This is a genomic window from Desulfoluna spongiiphila, from assembly GCF_900101345.1.
In the GTDB taxonomy this organism is placed as follows: domain Bacteria; phylum Desulfobacterota; class Desulfobacteria; order Desulfobacterales; family Desulfolunaceae; genus Desulfoluna; species Desulfoluna spongiiphila.
Genome location: NZ_FMUX01000021.1, coordinates 80,404 through 95,758 on the forward strand (window position 1 = coordinate 80,404; position 15,355 = coordinate 95,758).

Below are 15,355 nucleotides of genomic sequence, written 5' to 3' on the forward strand. Positions count from 1 at the left end.
CATCACTTCATCACGGGAGGTACCCATGTCACGATGTCGCCGGTTAACCTGGTTTATCGCTGTCCTTTTCGCGGGGTTTGTAACGGTCTCGGGAGTCTCGGCCCAATCCCCGGCCGCTTACGGCTGTGTAAAGGCAAAATATGTGTTTCTTTTCATCGGCGACGGGCTGGGCATGCCCCAGCGCGCCGCGGCCACGGAGTTCCTCAAGGACAGCGGCATGGAGCGGCGGCTGGCCATGGAGGCCATGCCCGTACACGGAGTCACCGCTACCCGGGCGGCGGATCGATTCATTACGGGTTCTGCCGCCGCGGGCACTGCCATGGCCACGGGGGTGAAGACCAACATCGGGTGCATCGGGGTGGACGCCAGCCTGCGCCCGGTGGCCACCCTGGCCGAGCGAGCCAAGCGGGAGGGATTCAAGGTGGGGATCCTCTCCAGCGTCTCCATCGACCATGCAACCCCTGCGGCTTTTTACGCCCACGAGCCCTCCCGGAGTATGTACCATGAGATCGACCATGCCCTGGCTGCAAGCGACATCGACTTTTTCGGCGGGGGAGGCCTGAAAGATCCAGAAGGGAAAAAGTCCGAGGCTCCCCGGGGCGATGCCCTGGCCGCGGCAAAGGCAAATGGCTTCACGGTTGCGGATTCGAGGCGTAAGATCATGGACCTTGGCAAGGGCGACGGCCGGGTCATCGCCATCAACCCGCGCCTGCCCGACGGCAAGGCCATGCCCTACGACATGGATCGGAACAGAAAAGACGTCAGCCTTGCTGAACTTACCCAAAAAGCCGTGGAACTCCTGGACGGCGATCCCGGCTTTTTTATCATGGTAGAGGGCGGCAAGATCGACTGGGCCTGCCACGCCAACGATGCTGCCGCCGCCATCAAAGACACCCTGGCCTTTGACGACGCCGTGGCCGTGGCTGTGGATTTTGCCGCAACGCACCCCGATGAGACCCTCATCGTGGTGACCGGAGACCATGAGTGCGGGGGCCTTGCCTTGGGGTTCTCCGGTACCAAGTACGCCACCTCCTACAGCCTCATGAACCACCAGACCAAGAGCCACCAGGCCTTTTTCGACGACGTTTTCGCCGGTTACCTTAAGAAAAAGGGCTCCTTTGACGGGGCCATGAAGCTGGTCAAGGCCCACTTCGGCCTGGCCCCGGACGCCGACGGCCCCTTAGCCCTGAAACCCTTTGAAGTGGCCGAACTCAAGCGCGCCTTTGACGCCAGCCTTCGGGGTGAAACCCTCAAGCCCGGCATGGCCGACTACATGCTCTACGGCAGCTACGACCCCTTTACCATGCAGCTGACCCACCTGCTCAACCGCAAGGCAGGCCTCGGCTGGACCACCTACTCCCACACCGGCGTGCCCGTTCTTACTTCCGCTTCCGGCGCAGGGGCCTCCCTGTTCAGCGGCTGTTACGACAACACCGACATCGCCAAGAAGATCGCCCACGTCATGAATCTTTAAGGGAAACCCGATGGTAACTATTCAGCATGCCTCCGGCGGGTCGCTTTTTTGAAAAAAAGCTCCGCAAAAAACTGTCCTATTGCACCCGTGCTTCGTGTTGATCGCCCAGAAGGGCGATCAACACGAAGCACGGGTACGAAAAAGGCAACATTGGTTCGGCGGAGATTGGAAAGGCTTGTTTTAGACCTGTTTATCAAACTTTATAAAAGTTTGGTCCCCGGCAGGGCCGCCGGAGGCTTCGTTTGACTGTATCCGTAATAATTCCGTTAATCACGGGCGCAGCCCGTAAGCGAATGCGACACCCCGAGGAACGAGGGGTGGAGCATTCGCGAACCAAGGGTGGTAAAGATGGCGAAAAAACGGGAGCGGGTTTCCCTGGGCGTGTTTGTGCTGGTGACCCTGGTGCTGCTGATCTGGCCGGGGGGACGGCCCGATGACGGCGGGATTCGGTGCAGGGCAAAGGTACTGTCCGCGGACAATGGCCAGGTGATGCAGCACGGGATCATCAAGACGGGGTTTCAGAAGCTGGTGCTGCGGGTGGAAAGCGGGTCCTATGCCGGAGAGGTTGTCTCCGCCGCTTCCAACCTCATGGGCAAGCTGGAGCTCGATGCCTTTTACGGCGAAGGGGACAGGCTCCTTGCGGTGCTCACCGTAGGAGACGGCGGGAAGATCGTTCACGTGACCCCGCGGGATCATTACCGGCTCACGGGTCTCTGGGTGATGGTGTCCCTTTTTTTCGGCCTGCTTCTCATCACGGGCGGGGAGACCGGGGCCCGGGCCCTGGTCTCCTTTGTGCTCACGGGGGTCATGATCTGGAAGGTGTTGATCCCGGCCCTTCTGGCGGGGTGGAACCCTCTTCTCGTCTCCTTCGGCGTGGTGATGATCCTTAATTTTTCCGTGATCTTTCTGGTGGGCGGGCTCAATCGGCTGGGGCTCACCGCCTTTTGCGGGGCCACCCTGGGCATTCTCACCACCTGCCTCATTGCCCTGGCAGCCGGCAAGGCGATTCACCTGAACGGGGCTGTGAAGCCTTTTTCCGAAGCCCTGCTCTACGCCGGGTATGCCGACCTGTCTCTTTCCATGATCTTTATCGGAGGGATTTTTCTTGCCTCATCCGGGGCCGTGATGGATCTTGCCATGGACATCGCCGCCAGCATGGCCGAGGTCGCCCGTGTGGACGCCACCCTCTCTCCCGTGGCCCTCATGGGATCCGGCCTCCGGGTGGGGCGCTCCGTCCTCGGGACCATGACCACCACCCTCCTTTTGGCCTATTCCGGCGGCTTTACCTCCCTTCTTATGGCCATGATGGCCCAGAATGTGCCCCTGTCCGTCATGCTCAACACCCCGTGGGTATCCTCTGAGATCATCCACACCCTTTCCGGCAGCATCGGCCTTGTGACCGTGGCCCCCTTTACCGCCATGTGCGGGGCGGTGATCTACAAGCGGGATGCTACGCCAGCCTGTGACGCTGTGGCGCGGGCCGCCTGATTGCTGAAGGCCACCGGGCTCTCCCCGAAGTAGCGTTTGAACTCCCGGCTGAATTGGGTGGGGGACTCGTAGCCGACCTGGGTGGCGGCTTCGTTGACCCGTGCCCCGGAGAGGACCAGCAGGTCCCGGGCTTTGTTGAGCCGGACCTTTTTGATGTACTGGATGGGGGAAGAGGCGGTGACCTCTTTGAAGGCGCGGTGGAAGGCCGAAGGGCTCATGTTCACCAGGCCGGCAAGCTGGTCCACGTCCATGGGTCGCTGGTAGTGGCTGTGAATTTGCTTGAGGACCTTGTCGATGCGTGACAGGTGGGTGTTTTTTACGGCCAGGGCGTAGAGGGAGGCGGCGTTGTCTCCGCACATCACCCGGAAGAACAGCTCTTGGAGGAGGGCATCGCCGAGCACCTCGGTTTCTATGGGGGAGGTCAGGGCGCTGAGAAGGCGGGCGGTGGTCTCCTTGAAAAAGGCATCGGCCTCGGCCAGGAAGAGGCCCCGGTTGGTGTCGCCGGTGCCAGCCAGGGGGGGGAGGTGATCCCCCATTTTTCCGATGACGGTGCTCACGTGGGCGAGGTTGATGTCGATGAGCATGGCCAGAAAGGGTTCTTCTTCGGTTGCCGGGGCTTCGCACTCCGCGGGAATGGGAACCGACATGACCAGGTAACGGTCCGGGGTGTATTCGTAGGCCGTGTCCCCTAAGAAAACCCGTTTTTTCCCCTGCCCCACGATGATGATGCCCTGGGTGTAGAGGAGGGGGGAACGTGGTGAGCTTTGGGTTGCTTTGTAGATTCGCACGCCGTCAAGACGGGTGTTGTTGAGCCCCACCGAGGGTGCTAGCCTGTTCATGAGTTCTGCGGTTGTTGTCATGGTGCTTCCTTGCGCTTGTGGCCGTTGCCTGATGGCCGGGATGAAAAGCAGTCTACCATAAAGAGCCTGGTTCTGCTTTGATAAGCAGGAACGGGCATGATTTCGCGAGGATTGTGTATTCCAATAAAAAGGCGATGTATTATTGTATTTACAGCAATAAACTGAAACCCTAATCGGAGAATACATCCATGCTTGATTTTGATTTTTATAACCCGACACGTATTGTTTTTGGCAAGGACAGGCTGGTGGAACTCGACACCCTTGTTCCCAAGGGGGCCAAGGTGCTGGTTCTGTATGGGGGCGGCAGCGTGGAGCGCTTCGGAACCCTGGAGAAGGTGACCTCTGCTTTGAAAGAGAGGGAGGTGGTGACCTTCGGCGGCATCGAGCCGAACCCCAAATACACCACCCTCATGAAGGCTGTGGAGGTGGTCAAGGCCGAGAAGATCGACTTTCTGCTGGCCGTGGGCGGTGGTTCGGTCATGGACGGCACCAAATTCGTGTCCCTGGCCTCCGGCTTTGAGGGCAACCCCGAAGAGCTGCTGGCCTGCGGGTTTAACCCGGTACCGGTGGAGAAGGCCCTTCCCCTGGGCACGGTGGTGACCCTTCCCGCCACGGGATCGGAGATGAACTCCGGCGGTGTCATCAGCCATAACAAGGGTAAATTCCCTGTGTTCAGTCCCCTGTCTTTCCCCGTATTTTCCATCCTGGACCCCACCCTGACCGCCACTCTGCCTCCCACTCAGGTGGCCAACGGCATCGTGGACACCTTTATTCATACGGTGGAGCAGTATGTCACCTACCCCGTATCGGCAGGTTTTCAGGACCGAACCGCCGAGGGAATCCTCCAGACCCTCATCGAGGTGGGGGAAAAGACCCTGGCAGACCCCGACGATTATGACGCCCGGGCCAACCTTGTCTGGTGCGCCACCATGGCCCTGAATGGGCTCATTGGCGCAGGGGTGCCCCAGGACTGGACCACCCACATGATCGGCCACGAACTTACCGCCATGTTCGGCATCGACCACGGCAAGACCCTGGCCGTGCTCCAGCCCTCCATCTGGACCCTGAGAAAAGAGCAGAAGCGCGGCAAGCTGCTTCAGTATGCCGAAAGGGTGTGGGGCATCACCGAAGGGGACGAGGAGAGCCGCATCGACGAAGCCATCGGAAGGACCCGGGCGTTTTTCGAGTCCCTGGGCATCCGCACCCGGCTCTCCGACTACGGGGTGACCGAAGACAAGATCGATGACGTGGTGAAAGCCCTCGAAGCCCACGGCATGGTTGCCCTGTCCGAGACCGGGGACGTGACCCCCGAGGTGAGCCGCCGGATTCTGGCCCACGCTTTGCACGGGGCATAGTTCTTTTTTAAGGGCAGCCAAAGCGTCTCTGAGGGCCGAGTGAAAAAGCCAAAAGATGCCTCCGGCGGCAAGGTGGGGGCACCTTGAAACCCCATGGCGAATGCATGGGCGCTGTGGTTATGCAGGTGTTGCCGGGGCATTCGCGCAAAGGGCGAAACCCGGCAGCCGTCCCTGCAGGAGATACCCGTTTAATTGTTCAGGAAGACACGATTCGGGCCCTTCTGATTGGCTTGAGTTTCAGGGATTCACGCAAAAAAAAACATGCTGCTGCGCTTTGACCCGAGGAACGAGGGGTAAAGCGCAGCGGCAATCAGCTTTCAAGGTGGCTCACCTTGCCGCCGGAGGCTTTTTCGTTTTTATGTGCTGCCTCGTTACTCTTTAAGAAGAAACACTCCGACAAAGATCATGCCCGTGGCTGCAAAGTCTGCGGTCGTGATGGGTTCGCCCACGAGGAGGACTCCGATGAAGAGGGCCACCACCGGTGGCAGGTAGGTGACGGACGAGGCCGCCACCGCACCCATGGTGTCCACGATGTAGTAGTAGAGGATGTAGGCAAAGCCTGTTCCCAGGAGTCCCAGGCCCACGACGAGGCCTGCGGAGGCGTGGGGGGAGGTCCAGATGCGTCCGATGCCCGAGGTGTTTGTGAAAAGGGTCAGGATGAGGAGGCCGAAACCGAGCTGGTAGGTGGTCAGGGCCGCCGCCGGGATGTGCAGGGGGACAATGAATTTTCGAGCATAGACGAAGGATGCCCCCACGCCCAGGGAGCCTGCCACCATGTAGCCGACCCCTTCCAGGTTGGTGGTGAGCACCTCGTGGCCCGTGGGTCTTGAGATGAGCACCACCCCGGCAAGGGCCACGAGCACGCCGCATAGCTTGCGCACCGTGGCCTTTTCTTCGGGGATAAAGATCACGGCCATGACAAAGGCAAAGAGGGGGATCGCCCCGCTGACGGCCCCGGCAATACCGGAGAGCAGCAGACTGGCTCCTTTGGCAAAGCAGTAGTAGTAGAAGGCCGTGGCAAGGACCGACATCACCAGAAAGTGGTGCGCATGGCGGAGGTGGCCAAGGCGCAGGTCCCTCCTCATTCCGGCATAGGCCAGCACGGGGACAAATCCGAAAAATACCCGGTACAGCACAACCTGCCCGGGGGTAATAAGGTCCACCGCCATTTTCATGTAGATAAAGTTGCTTCCCCAGACGACGCCAAGAATGGCAAAGATGAGAAGGGGGAGGTGGTTTTTGTGTGATGTCATGGCTTGTGGTCCTTCTTGTGGTCAGGCAAAAAAAACACGCCTCCGGCGGCGAGGTGTGCGCCTCGAAAGCGGATTGCGCAGCAGTGGGTTGTGGGTAGGGACTATAGCAGGAAACCACCGTTCAGGTTTGAACAAAATTGCGGGGGGTAGGGGGAGGGGGCCATGGATCGGCCTTCGGTGCAGGCACGGGAAGGCAAAAGGGCGGAGAGCCCGATTCCCGGTCTCTCCGCCCATTCGGGTCTGACTATGTCAATGCCATGACATAAAGGTTTCCACCGCATCCAGGGTTTCAGGTCGCAAATTGTCTATCCCTTCATACGGCTTATCTGAGCCGCCTTTAGAATGGGGGTATTTTTTGACCCCCATCATGTGGCGCTTGAGCATGTCTTGAAAGCTGGCGCCCGACCACAATGCCGCCTCAATCAATGGGGTCATTTCACGTGGATCCCTGGCGATATCAAAGACTGGTGCGGCCGCTCCGGGTACCCCGGGGGCCGGCATGTGCATTTTGAATTTCTGTTTGACAATGGAGCGCAGGACCACACCTTCGTAAATGTACACATAATCCCGACGACCGTTTCCTTCGCCTTCAAGAAGCAGGGCTGTCTGGTCGATGCCGTCAATGATCCTGTCCGTGGGGATGTACTTGGTTGCGCCCCCCAACCGGGCAAAGGTCGTGTACAGGTCGCTGACATGGATCATATCCCCTGCCAGGGTATCGGGTTTGATGGCTGCCGGCCATCGGGCAAAGGCATTGACACGGACGCCGCCCTCAAGGTGGTCGGCTTTGCCGCCCCGGTAGATCATGTCGCTCATGCCGGTTATTTTCTGGTACCCTCTGAGAAACGGTCCGTTGTCGCCCATCAAGACGACCAGCGTGTTGTCTGCGATGCCGAGTTTGTCCAATTCGTCGAGAATCTCACCAACCCATCCATCGAGCTGGTTCATGCTCTCGACCATGGTACCGCCATTTTGCATGTTGAACTGCTCTCGGTCACTCCGCACAAAATTCAGCGGGATCAGGGGCCAGTATTGGAGGAAGAATGGTTTCTCCTGTTTGGCCAGGCTTCGCAATTGCTCCAGTGTTTGCCTCTGGTAGCGCAGGTTCATGTCATTGTACTTTTCCTGGTTCCATTGCTCGCCTGCTTCCATATCCACTTCATGGGCATCCTTGCCTTTGTATGCCTCAACACCGGTGACCAGGCCAAAAGGCTTGAACTTTTTGTCCAGTGCAAATTTGTCGGTATAAGAGCTTTTTACATAGCCTGTCATGGCATTGGACCGCTCGGCATCCTCCGTCATCAAGGAGAGTTGCACCTGTTGATTCAGGGGGAATGCGGCAAAATCAAATCCCTGGTTATGGGGGTAGGACTCCTTGATGTCGCCCATGTGCCATTTGCCGATATGAACTGTGGCATACCCAGCCTTGGAGAGTACTTCAGCGATGGTCACTTCGTTTTTGGGCAGCCCCTCCCCAATGAGTGCCACCTTGACTTCCTCAAGGCCTGTTCGTACGGGGTGTCGCCCTGTCATCATCGCGGTTCGGGTCGGGGTACACGATGGTTCGGTGTACATGCGCATAAAGGACAAACCTTCGTCGGAGAGTTTATTGATGCGGGGGGTCTGGGTTCCGCGTACATAGTTGAGTTCGGGAATACCAAACTCCCCAAAGCCCACATCATCGATCAAAATGTATAGGATGTTGGGTCTTTTTCCTCCCTGCTTTTCACGAATTTCTGCCAGTTTTGTGTCAATCTGCTTGTCCTGCTCAGACCATTGCTCAAGGTGTTGCGCTTTGACGAAGTTGAATTCTCCGTCCTGCACAATGCCACTGGCACAGGCAGAACTGCCCATAGATAAAGCGATAACGGCCAAGCAGAGAAGTCTTGCAAGTCGCATGATAATCTCCTTGTGTGTATCGGTTAAGATGAATGGTGTGTCCGGTACGATAACAGCAACATGTCGTCAGCCGTAGGGACGATGGGTGGATGGGCCCCATTGCTGAGGCGGCCCACACAGCTCAACTGAGCACGTATTATTTCCCCGAGCCTTCGGTTGGCTCTCGGCCGATAAGGCGATAGAGAATCGCGCCGAGAATGCCTCCGAAGATCGGCGCAACCCAGAAGAGCCACAACTGGGCCACCGCCCAATCGCCGACATAAAGGGCCACCCCTGTGCTGCGGGCGGGGTTTACGGAGGTGTTGGTCACCGGGATGCTGATCAGGTGGATCAGGGTGAGGCACAGGCCGATGGCAATGGGTGCGAATCCCTGTGGGGCACGCTTGTCCGTGGCCCCTAAGATGACGATGAGAAACATGGCGGTCATGACGATTTCGCAGATCAGGGCCGAAGGCAACCCGTACCCTCCGGGGGAATGGGCACCGTAGCCGTTTGATGCAAACCCGTCGGAGAGGACAAAGCCGGGCTTGCCGCTGGCAATGAGAAACAGGATACCGCCTGCAGCAATCCCGCCAAAAACCTGGGCCACGATGTAGGGTATCAGCTCTTTTCCCGGGAATCGGCCTCCGGCCCAGAGTCCGAAGGATACGGCCGGGTTGAGGTGACACCCGGAGATGTGCCCAATGGCAAAAGCCATGGTCAGTACCGTCAGGCCAAAGGCCAGCGAGACCCCCAGAAGGCCGATCCCCACGTTTGGGAATGCCGCTGCCAGGACCGCGCTTCCGCATCCGCCGAGTACCAGCCAGAATGTCCCTAAGAATTCCGCGCCATACGTCTTCATTGGTGTGCTCCTTTGCAGGTAAGGGTTCACAACGTCATGCATTGGGTGGGGCTGGAAAATGAAAGGGGGTGTGTCTTGTCTTGCATTGCGACCGCCTGACGGGGCAGCGGGTTGGTTGAGGGCTCCGGTGTCTGGCGTCGAAGGCCTCTCACGCCGGGGGTGCAGGGAAGGATTGGGGCGGCGGTGCGATTTTAAAATGATATTTTATACTTAAGAGGTTGTTTTGGCAAGGCCTTGCCGGGGTGCGGGGGACGATGGTGATCCACGCCATGGCGCGATACGGCGTGTCGGGCTGATTGCCCGGACATTTCATGTGAAAACGGTCATGCCATAGCCCTGAGGCGTGATTCACGTTTTTCGCTCGACGTTCTCATCCTTCGGACATATCCCGGTCAATATCTGATTTTTCGCCTTCTCTGTCGCGACAACAGCAATTTAAGGCCATCCCTGTACACGGGTATCAAGGCCGCGTGTATTTCTCTTGCAAGCTCATCCGGGTTTGAGAAGTACTTGGGGGTGTGGTTTTCATCCAATTGCCGCTTGAACTGCTTGAGCTGCTCCTGTTTGAAGGCATCATCGGGATCGGGTGAATCGCCGGTGTCTGCGGGTTCATTCCCCGGGTTCTCTTTGTAGTAGACCAGGATGGATTTATTCAGTTGGACGGCTTTCTTGTATTCCCACCTTGTGATGCTCAATGTGCTGCTCCCGGTGACCTGGGGAAGGATGGAACCATACCGATTACCGATAATCAGGATCACAAAGTCACTCTCCTTGATCCCGTTCACTATTTCCCGTCTGGATGTCTGGCTGGAGGCAGGTTTTACATCGAGGGCGTTCACGTTCAACCCGTTTTCGCGCAGGATTTGTGCGACAGCTTTGCGTTCCTGTTTTAAATCCATGAATGTGGAACTGATGAATGCCGAGGGGTGGGATGTGTGCATATTGATGTTCATTGGGCTTCCTTTCACACGGGACCGGCTTTTTTCGCAGTGGGTTGGTGCCCCGTCAGGGCCCCTGATGTCCCGTCACTGATTTGTTTTCTCATCTTGATCCCTCGAGAGCAAGTGTTTTCATATTCGAAAATACGTATCGAGCCATCTTGGCGTTATTGCGGGCCATGCCGCCTTCGGGTCTCTGCTGGCTGAGAGCTTGCTGCTTTATGTGTAATCCCCATTGATGCGGGGTTTGTCGGTCCTTTTGCTACGTGGTTTTGCCAGTGGGATGACTTATATTATCCCCGTATCGATAAAAAATGAGTATACACCCTGTGGGGTTGTGGTGTAATGTTGCGAACATTGTATGTTGAGTTGTGAACATTCGGGTCGATGCATGGCGGCTTTTTATCTGGCCTGAAACTTTGTTCGCAAAGGTGCTTTAAGATGCCTTTTTGTGACGGGGCGGTTTGTTGCGGGACGCTCTTAAATGTCAAAGGGGAAATGGTGGGGGAGCTGGTTTTGCTCACCCCGCTGGCATGTATAACCATATAGCAATGCATTACAGAAGGGATTGACCATGAATCATCGCGTTTCAAGGCTGTGTGCCATCCTGCTGCTCGTCGGCGCACTGTTCACGTTTGCTGGCTGCAACGATGTGTTTGACATCGATACGCAGGAAGAGGTTGCCCGGCACAGGGTGTATTATCGATCAACCGTCATGCCGTATTTTGAGACGGGCGAAGAGGGGTATTTTACCGGCATCGACGGTGTGGATATTGCCTACAGGGCCTTTTCCACGGATTCGTCCAAGGGGGCCATTGTGGTCTTTCACGGCAAATCAGAAAACCTCACCAAATATGCAGAGTTTGTCTACGACATGAAGGACATGGGGTACGCCATTTACCTGCTGGATCACAGGGGGCACGGAGCCTCCGGCAGGCTGCTTGCCGATCCCATGAAGGTGTATGTGAAGGATTTTGACGACTACGTGGAGGACGCAAACAACCTGATCAGCAACATCGTCCAGAGGCGGGACGGGCACGAGACTCTCTTTCTTGTGGCCCACTCCATGGGAGGAGCCATTGGAAGCCTTTACCTTGAGAAGTATCCGAGGGTTTTTGACGGGGCCGTGTTGTGCGCTCCCATGCAGGGGATCAACACCGAAGACTTCATCAAGATGTCCGATGAAGCCGGATACGCCCTGGCCTTGGGCAACGTCGTTGCCGGCAAGGGAAAAGAGTATGGCTTGAAACAGGAGGCTCCCGAGGACTTCGGGCAGGACGTGGGCTACGAGGAGGGGCAGGCCCGGTTTTTCGCCGAGGCCGTCACCCACAGCTACAAGCGATGGCTGGTCAACGAAGAGTATCTTTCCGAGCGACCGGAACTCCTTGCCGGGGGCGCCATCATCGGGGTGACCTGGCGGTGGCTGGAAGAGGGCTATGCGGCCATTTTCAAGCTTCGTCGAAATGCCTGGAAAATCACCACACCCCTTATGCTGTTTGAAGCTGTGGATGATCACTTCACCACATCGGAGGGCCATGAGACCTTTGCGAGCAGGCTCAGGCCCGGTGTGTTGAGGGAATACGTCCGGTTTGATTCGGATATCAACGGGGAGCACCCCGCATACCATGAAATCCTCTGCGAAGAGGACGCCATCCGAAACCAAGCGATTGCAAAGATTAAGACCTTTATCACATCCTTTGAGTAGCCCCATGACCATCCGTCCCGTGCATCACGTATCATGTGCGGGACGGATTACCCATGGTCTCCCATGTCGCTGCGTGTTCGTTTTTTTCGGCGCCTTCCGGCATGGCAGAGCTCCGGGGTCGGAAAAAAGTTTGACTTGTCGGGGAATTGATATCATAAAAACAGTACTGATTGAAAAAGGGAATAAAACCACCGTCTAAGGGGAGGTGTCATGCCGGAACATGTCTCAAGCCCAATCCACGGTCTTTTCAACAATAAATCCTTGCGAAAAACGTTTCTTGCCCTGCGTGTCCCCCTGGGAGTGCTGTTTCTTATTGTGCTGCTTACCCAGGTTGAGCCCGGCTGGTTTGTGCCCGGACTCCTGGTGTCTGTTGCTGGGCAGCTCCTTCAAGTGTGGTGCATGGCCACCATCAAAACCCAGAAAAAACTCACCGTCACCGGGCCCTACATGTTCGTGAGAAACCCCATGTATCTGGGGCGTTTTTTGCTCGTGTCCGGGGTTGTGATGATGACCGGGAGTTTTTTGTTTTTGGGTGTGGTCTCCCTGGTCTATTATTTCTACATGGTGAACCGGGTAAGACGGGAAGAGCAACTTCTGGCCGGGCTTTTCGGTGAAGAGTATAAGGCGTATTGCAGGGATGTGCGTCCGTACTTTCCGGGAATGAAGCGGTTTAATCCTGCCGGTCTCTGGTCTTTTAACAGGGAGAGCGTGGTGCAAAATAACGTGCTGACCAATATCGCCCTTCCCTGTGTGTGTTATGTCCTGCTTTATGTGTCGACGCTTTTGAGGGCCGCTTAAGGCATGGCCCTTATGCCTTGCGGGTTGGTTTCGCGCTTAAGGGGTAGCCTTTCAGAAACCATAAAAATCGGATGCGGTTGAGGGCGTCCAGGTGTTCCTGGCGCGTTTTGTCCAGGGATGCCGGTTTTTTCCGCCTCCAGTTTTTGTAGACCCCCGATAAATCGATGTCCTTCATGAGCTTGTGCAGGACGCGGGGGGTGTTTTCAAGGTTCAGGCTGGACTGAAAATCCAGGAGCGCCGGCCGGCCTTTGTCCGTCACCAGAATGTTTCGATGGTTCCGGATATCTAAGTGCACCATGTTATGACGGTGCATCCGCTTCACCAGGTCTTCGAATTCATAGAAAAAATCATCACTGATCAACTCCGCAGGTGTCTCCTTCAAGGTTGTTCCAGGCTGGTACTGATAGCACACCGCATACGCATCCAGAAAAAACGGGTCGGCAGGAATGCCGTCCATGCCTTTGAGCTTCTTCAGGGCCAGAAATTCCCTTTTGGCCATAAGGCGGCCCCAGGTTTTTTTTATGGCGGGGGGGCAGCGGGAGAAGTCTTTGATGACCCATGTGGTGTGCCCGTGCTGGAACTGGTAGAGGTTCGCATTGCCCCAGCGACCTTTGGAAATGACATGATACTCGCCGAATTCAAGGTCTCGTCGTGTAAACGATTTTTTCATGTTTTCAAAGCCTCTTCACGCGCACTGTGATTGGTTTGACAAAAAATCGTATGCCGTCAATGGTCGGGCACTGGCGTGGCAAAAACCGATCAGGCATGTTGCCTCTTGGTTGAGATCCTGTGGGGTGTGTATCCATCACGTGATTTTTAAAGGGAACAATGTGTACATGGGCCCGGTGCAATGGGTGACACATTCACCTGATAAACCTGCAGGCCCGGTGGTCTTTATGTTGCTGCAATGTGCTGGGTGGGTGGTACTGGCGTTCGAGTACGCAGGTTGCGCGCCTTGCGGTGCACGGTCGTCGCCAGAATTGCTCAGGGAACGCGCTCTTCTTTTGTTAACCACACCCGCATGGCATCCATTTAGGTTGCATGCCGTTTGGGTTGTATAGAAAGGCATCGAGCCGGGATTACGGCGACGGCGACAGTAATGTGGCCTATTATAGCCTCCTTTTTCCCTGCGTTCAACCATTCCACAGGGATTCTATTTGAAATTCATGTATTTCGACGGCCGGGCGGTCCCCTTGCTCCTTACGGCGCAGGGGGAGTTTTTGACGTCGCCCGGTGTTTAAATGACGTTGTTTTTTTGTTGTTTTTTATCAGGTACTAAGGGTACTCTGTTTTACATCCTGTATTTCCTGCCACAATCCGTTGTCGAACGATGGATCATCGATTCGCGCGGCCTTTCTGCGAGCGGGGCCCGGCCATGACGGGCGGCCTTGCCTGAATCATACGGATGCCATATGCCGAGCTTTCTGACGCTACCCCTTGGGCATCCGTGGGTACACTGTCTTTGCGCTTTTGTTCGCCTCGCTGCCGGAGGCTGTGCATGCATGATCCCCTGACGCAATTCAAGAATAGGAGTGGAGGCATTTATGAAGATGACTGACGGTTTCCGGATGTTTTTTCGCAGGGCGGTGCCTGTCTTTTTGTGCGCGGCATTCCTGACCGCCTGCGCCACGGCCGACCCCAAGCCAGCCATGGAGGTGGTCCCCGAGGTGAAACCGGGGATTTTGAAAGGCTACCTGCCCACGGAGTCCCTGCCCAACAGCCTGGCGTTGATTCCCCTGCCCCCCGAAGACAGCTCTGCCGCCTTTGCCCTGGACAAAGATGTTCAGGAGCGGAGTCGCAAGCTTGCCGAGACACCCCGCTGGGAACTGGCCGCCGTGGATGCCGAGCTGATGTTTCCGGCCGCGGCCGAGACCTTTTCCTGTGCCCTGGGCATCGCCATCACAAAGGAAGAGACACCCCACCTCTATATGGTGTTGCGCAGGAGCCTCGCCGATGCCGGGCTTTCCACTTACACGGCCAAGGATCATTACAAGCGGGTGCGCCCCTTTGTGATGATGGAGCAGCCCACCTGCTTTCCCCAGGATGAAGACCACTTGAAAAATGACGGCTCATACCCTTCGGGCCACACCGCCATCGGGTGGGCCTGGGCATTGATCCTTACCGAAATCGCCCCGGACAGGGCAGACAGGCTCATTGCCCGGGGCAGGGCCTTCGGGGAGAGCCGGGTTGTCTGCAACGCCCACTGGTACAGTGATGTGATGGAAGGGAGATTCATGGGGGCCGCCACCGTGGCCAAGCTGCATGCCGATCCGGTGTTCTGTGCGGACCTGGCGGCGGCCAAGGCCGAGTATGCCGTGGCCCTTTCCAAGGGGCTTTCCCCGACCGGGGACTGCGAAGCCGAGGCCGAGACCCTGGCGAGGTATCCCCTGCCTTAGAGCGACATGCCCTTGCAGCGGAAAACATTTTTCTTTTGGGGGCCTCAGCGCGTTTTGTCTTGAGCCGTCGGCCTTGATGACTTCAAAGGGACGGGAGGCCCCTCCTTTCGGGGCTGCCCATTTTCTTGCGGTCGGGGTTCGGGAAGGTCTGAGGGCGCAGCCCTTCACGGTATGGGTGATTCAGATCATTGCCATCTCCTTGCTGTTTTGAAACGATTCCCTTTGTTTTGCATGATCAATGTGGGGAGGACGCGCCTTCAGCGTCCCGGGGATGATCACCCGGCCCCTCCCCGGGTTGCGGAGGTATGGGTCTTTATTCCTTTATGGTCCGGCGTCTTTAGATGGCTG

Annotated in this window: 12 protein-coding genes; 6 read left to right on the forward strand and 6 right to left on the reverse strand. The window is 57.0% G+C overall.

Annotation, left to right across the window (positions count from 1 at the left end; genetic code table 11):
* The first annotated feature begins 25 nt into the window (after positions 1-25).
* Together BLQ12_RS21985 and BLQ12_RS21990 are read left to right on the forward strand one after the other, a co-directional pair.
* Complete coding sequence (locus BLQ12_RS21985) at positions 26-1,474, forward strand: alkaline phosphatase (protein WP_092214170.1); 1,449 nt, start codon at positions 26-28, stop codon at positions 1,472-1,474.
* Between the two features lie 348 nt (positions 1,475-1,822).
* Positions 1,823-2,962, forward strand: coding sequence for a YibE/F family protein (locus tag BLQ12_RS21990; RefSeq protein WP_092214172.1), 1,140 nt, complete (start codon positions 1,823-1,825; stop codon positions 2,960-2,962).
* Here the strand turns inward: BLQ12_RS21990 and BLQ12_RS21995 are convergent.
* Positions 2,911-3,822, reverse strand: coding sequence for an AraC family transcriptional regulator (locus BLQ12_RS21995; RefSeq protein WP_092214174.1), 912 nt, complete (start codon positions 3,820-3,822; stop codon positions 2,911-2,913). The two genes, BLQ12_RS21990 and BLQ12_RS21995, sit on opposite strands and share 52 nt — an antisense overlap.
* Before the next feature lie 188 nt (positions 3,823-4,010).
* On the opposite strand from BLQ12_RS21995, the gene BLQ12_RS22000 reads away from it, so the two are divergent.
* On the forward strand, positions 4,011-5,177 hold the full coding sequence (locus BLQ12_RS22000; protein WP_092214176.1) for an iron-containing alcohol dehydrogenase: 1,167 nt from the start codon (positions 4,011-4,013) through the stop codon (positions 5,175-5,177).
* Between the two features lie 371 nt (positions 5,178-5,548).
* Here BLQ12_RS22000 and BLQ12_RS22005 read toward each other — a convergent pair whose 3' ends face one another.
* The 4 genes from BLQ12_RS22005 to BLQ12_RS22020 form a co-directional block, all read right to left on the reverse strand.
* Positions 5,549-6,430 carry a DMT family transporter gene (locus BLQ12_RS22005; RefSeq protein WP_092214178.1) on the reverse strand — a complete coding sequence of 294 codons (882 nt, stop codon included), beginning with the start codon at positions 6,428-6,430 and terminating at the stop codon, positions 5,549-5,551.
* Positions 6,431-6,679: 249 nt separating this feature from the next.
* Positions 6,680-8,329, reverse strand: coding sequence for a sulfatase-like hydrolase/transferase (locus tag BLQ12_RS22010; protein ID WP_092214180.1), 1,650 nt, complete (start codon positions 8,327-8,329; stop codon positions 6,680-6,682).
* Positions 8,330-8,465: 136 nt separating this feature from the next.
* On the reverse strand, positions 8,466-9,170 hold the full coding sequence (aqpZ, locus tag BLQ12_RS22015) for an aquaporin Z (protein WP_092214182.1): 705 nt from the start codon (positions 9,168-9,170) through the stop codon (positions 8,466-8,468).
* 392 nt (positions 9,171-9,562) lie between these two features.
* Positions 9,563-10,123, reverse strand: a complete 561-nt coding sequence (locus BLQ12_RS22020) for a DUF4062 domain-containing protein (protein ID WP_092214185.1) — start codon at positions 10,121-10,123, stop codon at positions 9,563-9,565.
* A 559-nt stretch (positions 10,124-10,682) separates the two neighbouring features.
* Between BLQ12_RS22020 and BLQ12_RS22025 the strand changes: the two genes are divergently transcribed.
* Positions 10,683-11,813, forward strand: coding sequence for an alpha/beta fold hydrolase (locus tag BLQ12_RS22025; protein WP_092214187.1), 1,131 nt, complete (start codon positions 10,683-10,685; stop codon positions 11,811-11,813).
* 210 nt (positions 11,814-12,023) lie between these two features.
* Entirely contained in the window at positions 12,024-12,611 is a 588-nt protein-coding gene (locus BLQ12_RS22030) for a methyltransferase family protein (protein WP_092214188.1), read from the forward strand.
* A gap of 10 nt (positions 12,612-12,621) precedes the next feature.
* Here BLQ12_RS22030 and BLQ12_RS22035 read toward each other — a convergent pair whose 3' ends face one another.
* Positions 12,622-13,281, reverse strand: a complete 660-nt coding sequence (locus BLQ12_RS22035; RefSeq protein WP_092214190.1) for a protein kinase family protein — start codon at positions 13,279-13,281, stop codon at positions 12,622-12,624.
* A gap of 874 nt (positions 13,282-14,155) precedes the next feature.
* On the opposite strand from BLQ12_RS22035, the gene BLQ12_RS22040 reads away from it, so the two are divergent.
* Complete coding sequence (locus BLQ12_RS22040) at positions 14,156-15,007, forward strand: acid phosphatase (RefSeq protein WP_226860049.1); 852 nt, start codon at positions 14,156-14,158, stop codon at positions 15,005-15,007.
* Positions 15,008-15,355: the final 348 nt, after the last annotated feature.

What these genes read in the sequence shown, in the direction of transcription:
- BLQ12_RS21985 (WP_092214170.1), top strand. Translation starts at nt 26, where the DNA reads ATGTCACGATGTCGCCGGTTAACCTGGTTTATCGCTGTCCTTTTCGCG.
- BLQ12_RS21990 (WP_092214172.1), top strand. Translation starts at nt 1,823, where the DNA reads ATGGCGAAAAAACGGGAGCGGGTTTCCCTGGGCGTGTTTGTGCTGGTG.
- BLQ12_RS21995 (WP_092214174.1), bottom strand. Translation starts at nt 3,822, where the DNA reads ATGACAACAACCGCAGAACTCATGAACAGGCTAGCACCCTCGGTGGGG.
- BLQ12_RS22000 (WP_092214176.1), top strand. Translation starts at nt 4,011, where the DNA reads ATGCTTGATTTTGATTTTTATAACCCGACACGTATTGTTTTTGGCAAG.
- BLQ12_RS22005 (WP_092214178.1), bottom strand. Translation starts at nt 6,430, where the DNA reads ATGACATCACACAAAAACCACCTCCCCCTTCTCATCTTTGCCATTCTT.
- BLQ12_RS22010 (WP_092214180.1), bottom strand. Translation starts at nt 8,329, where the DNA reads ATGCGACTTGCAAGACTTCTCTGCTTGGCCGTTATCGCTTTATCTATG.
- aqpZ (WP_092214182.1), bottom strand. Translation starts at nt 9,170, where the DNA reads ATGAAGACGTATGGCGCGGAATTCTTAGGGACATTCTGGCTGGTACTC.
- BLQ12_RS22020 (WP_092214185.1), bottom strand. Translation starts at nt 10,123, where the DNA reads ATGAACATCAATATGCACACATCCCACCCCTCGGCATTCATCAGTTCC.
- BLQ12_RS22025 (WP_092214187.1), top strand. Translation starts at nt 10,683, where the DNA reads ATGAATCATCGCGTTTCAAGGCTGTGTGCCATCCTGCTGCTCGTCGGC.
- BLQ12_RS22030 (WP_092214188.1), top strand. Translation starts at nt 12,024, where the DNA reads ATGCCGGAACATGTCTCAAGCCCAATCCACGGTCTTTTCAACAATAAA.
- BLQ12_RS22035 (WP_092214190.1), bottom strand. Translation starts at nt 13,281, where the DNA reads ATGAAAAAATCGTTTACACGACGAGACCTTGAATTCGGCGAGTATCAT.
- BLQ12_RS22040 (WP_226860049.1), top strand. Translation starts at nt 14,156, where the DNA reads ATGAAGATGACTGACGGTTTCCGGATGTTTTTTCGCAGGGCGGTGCCT.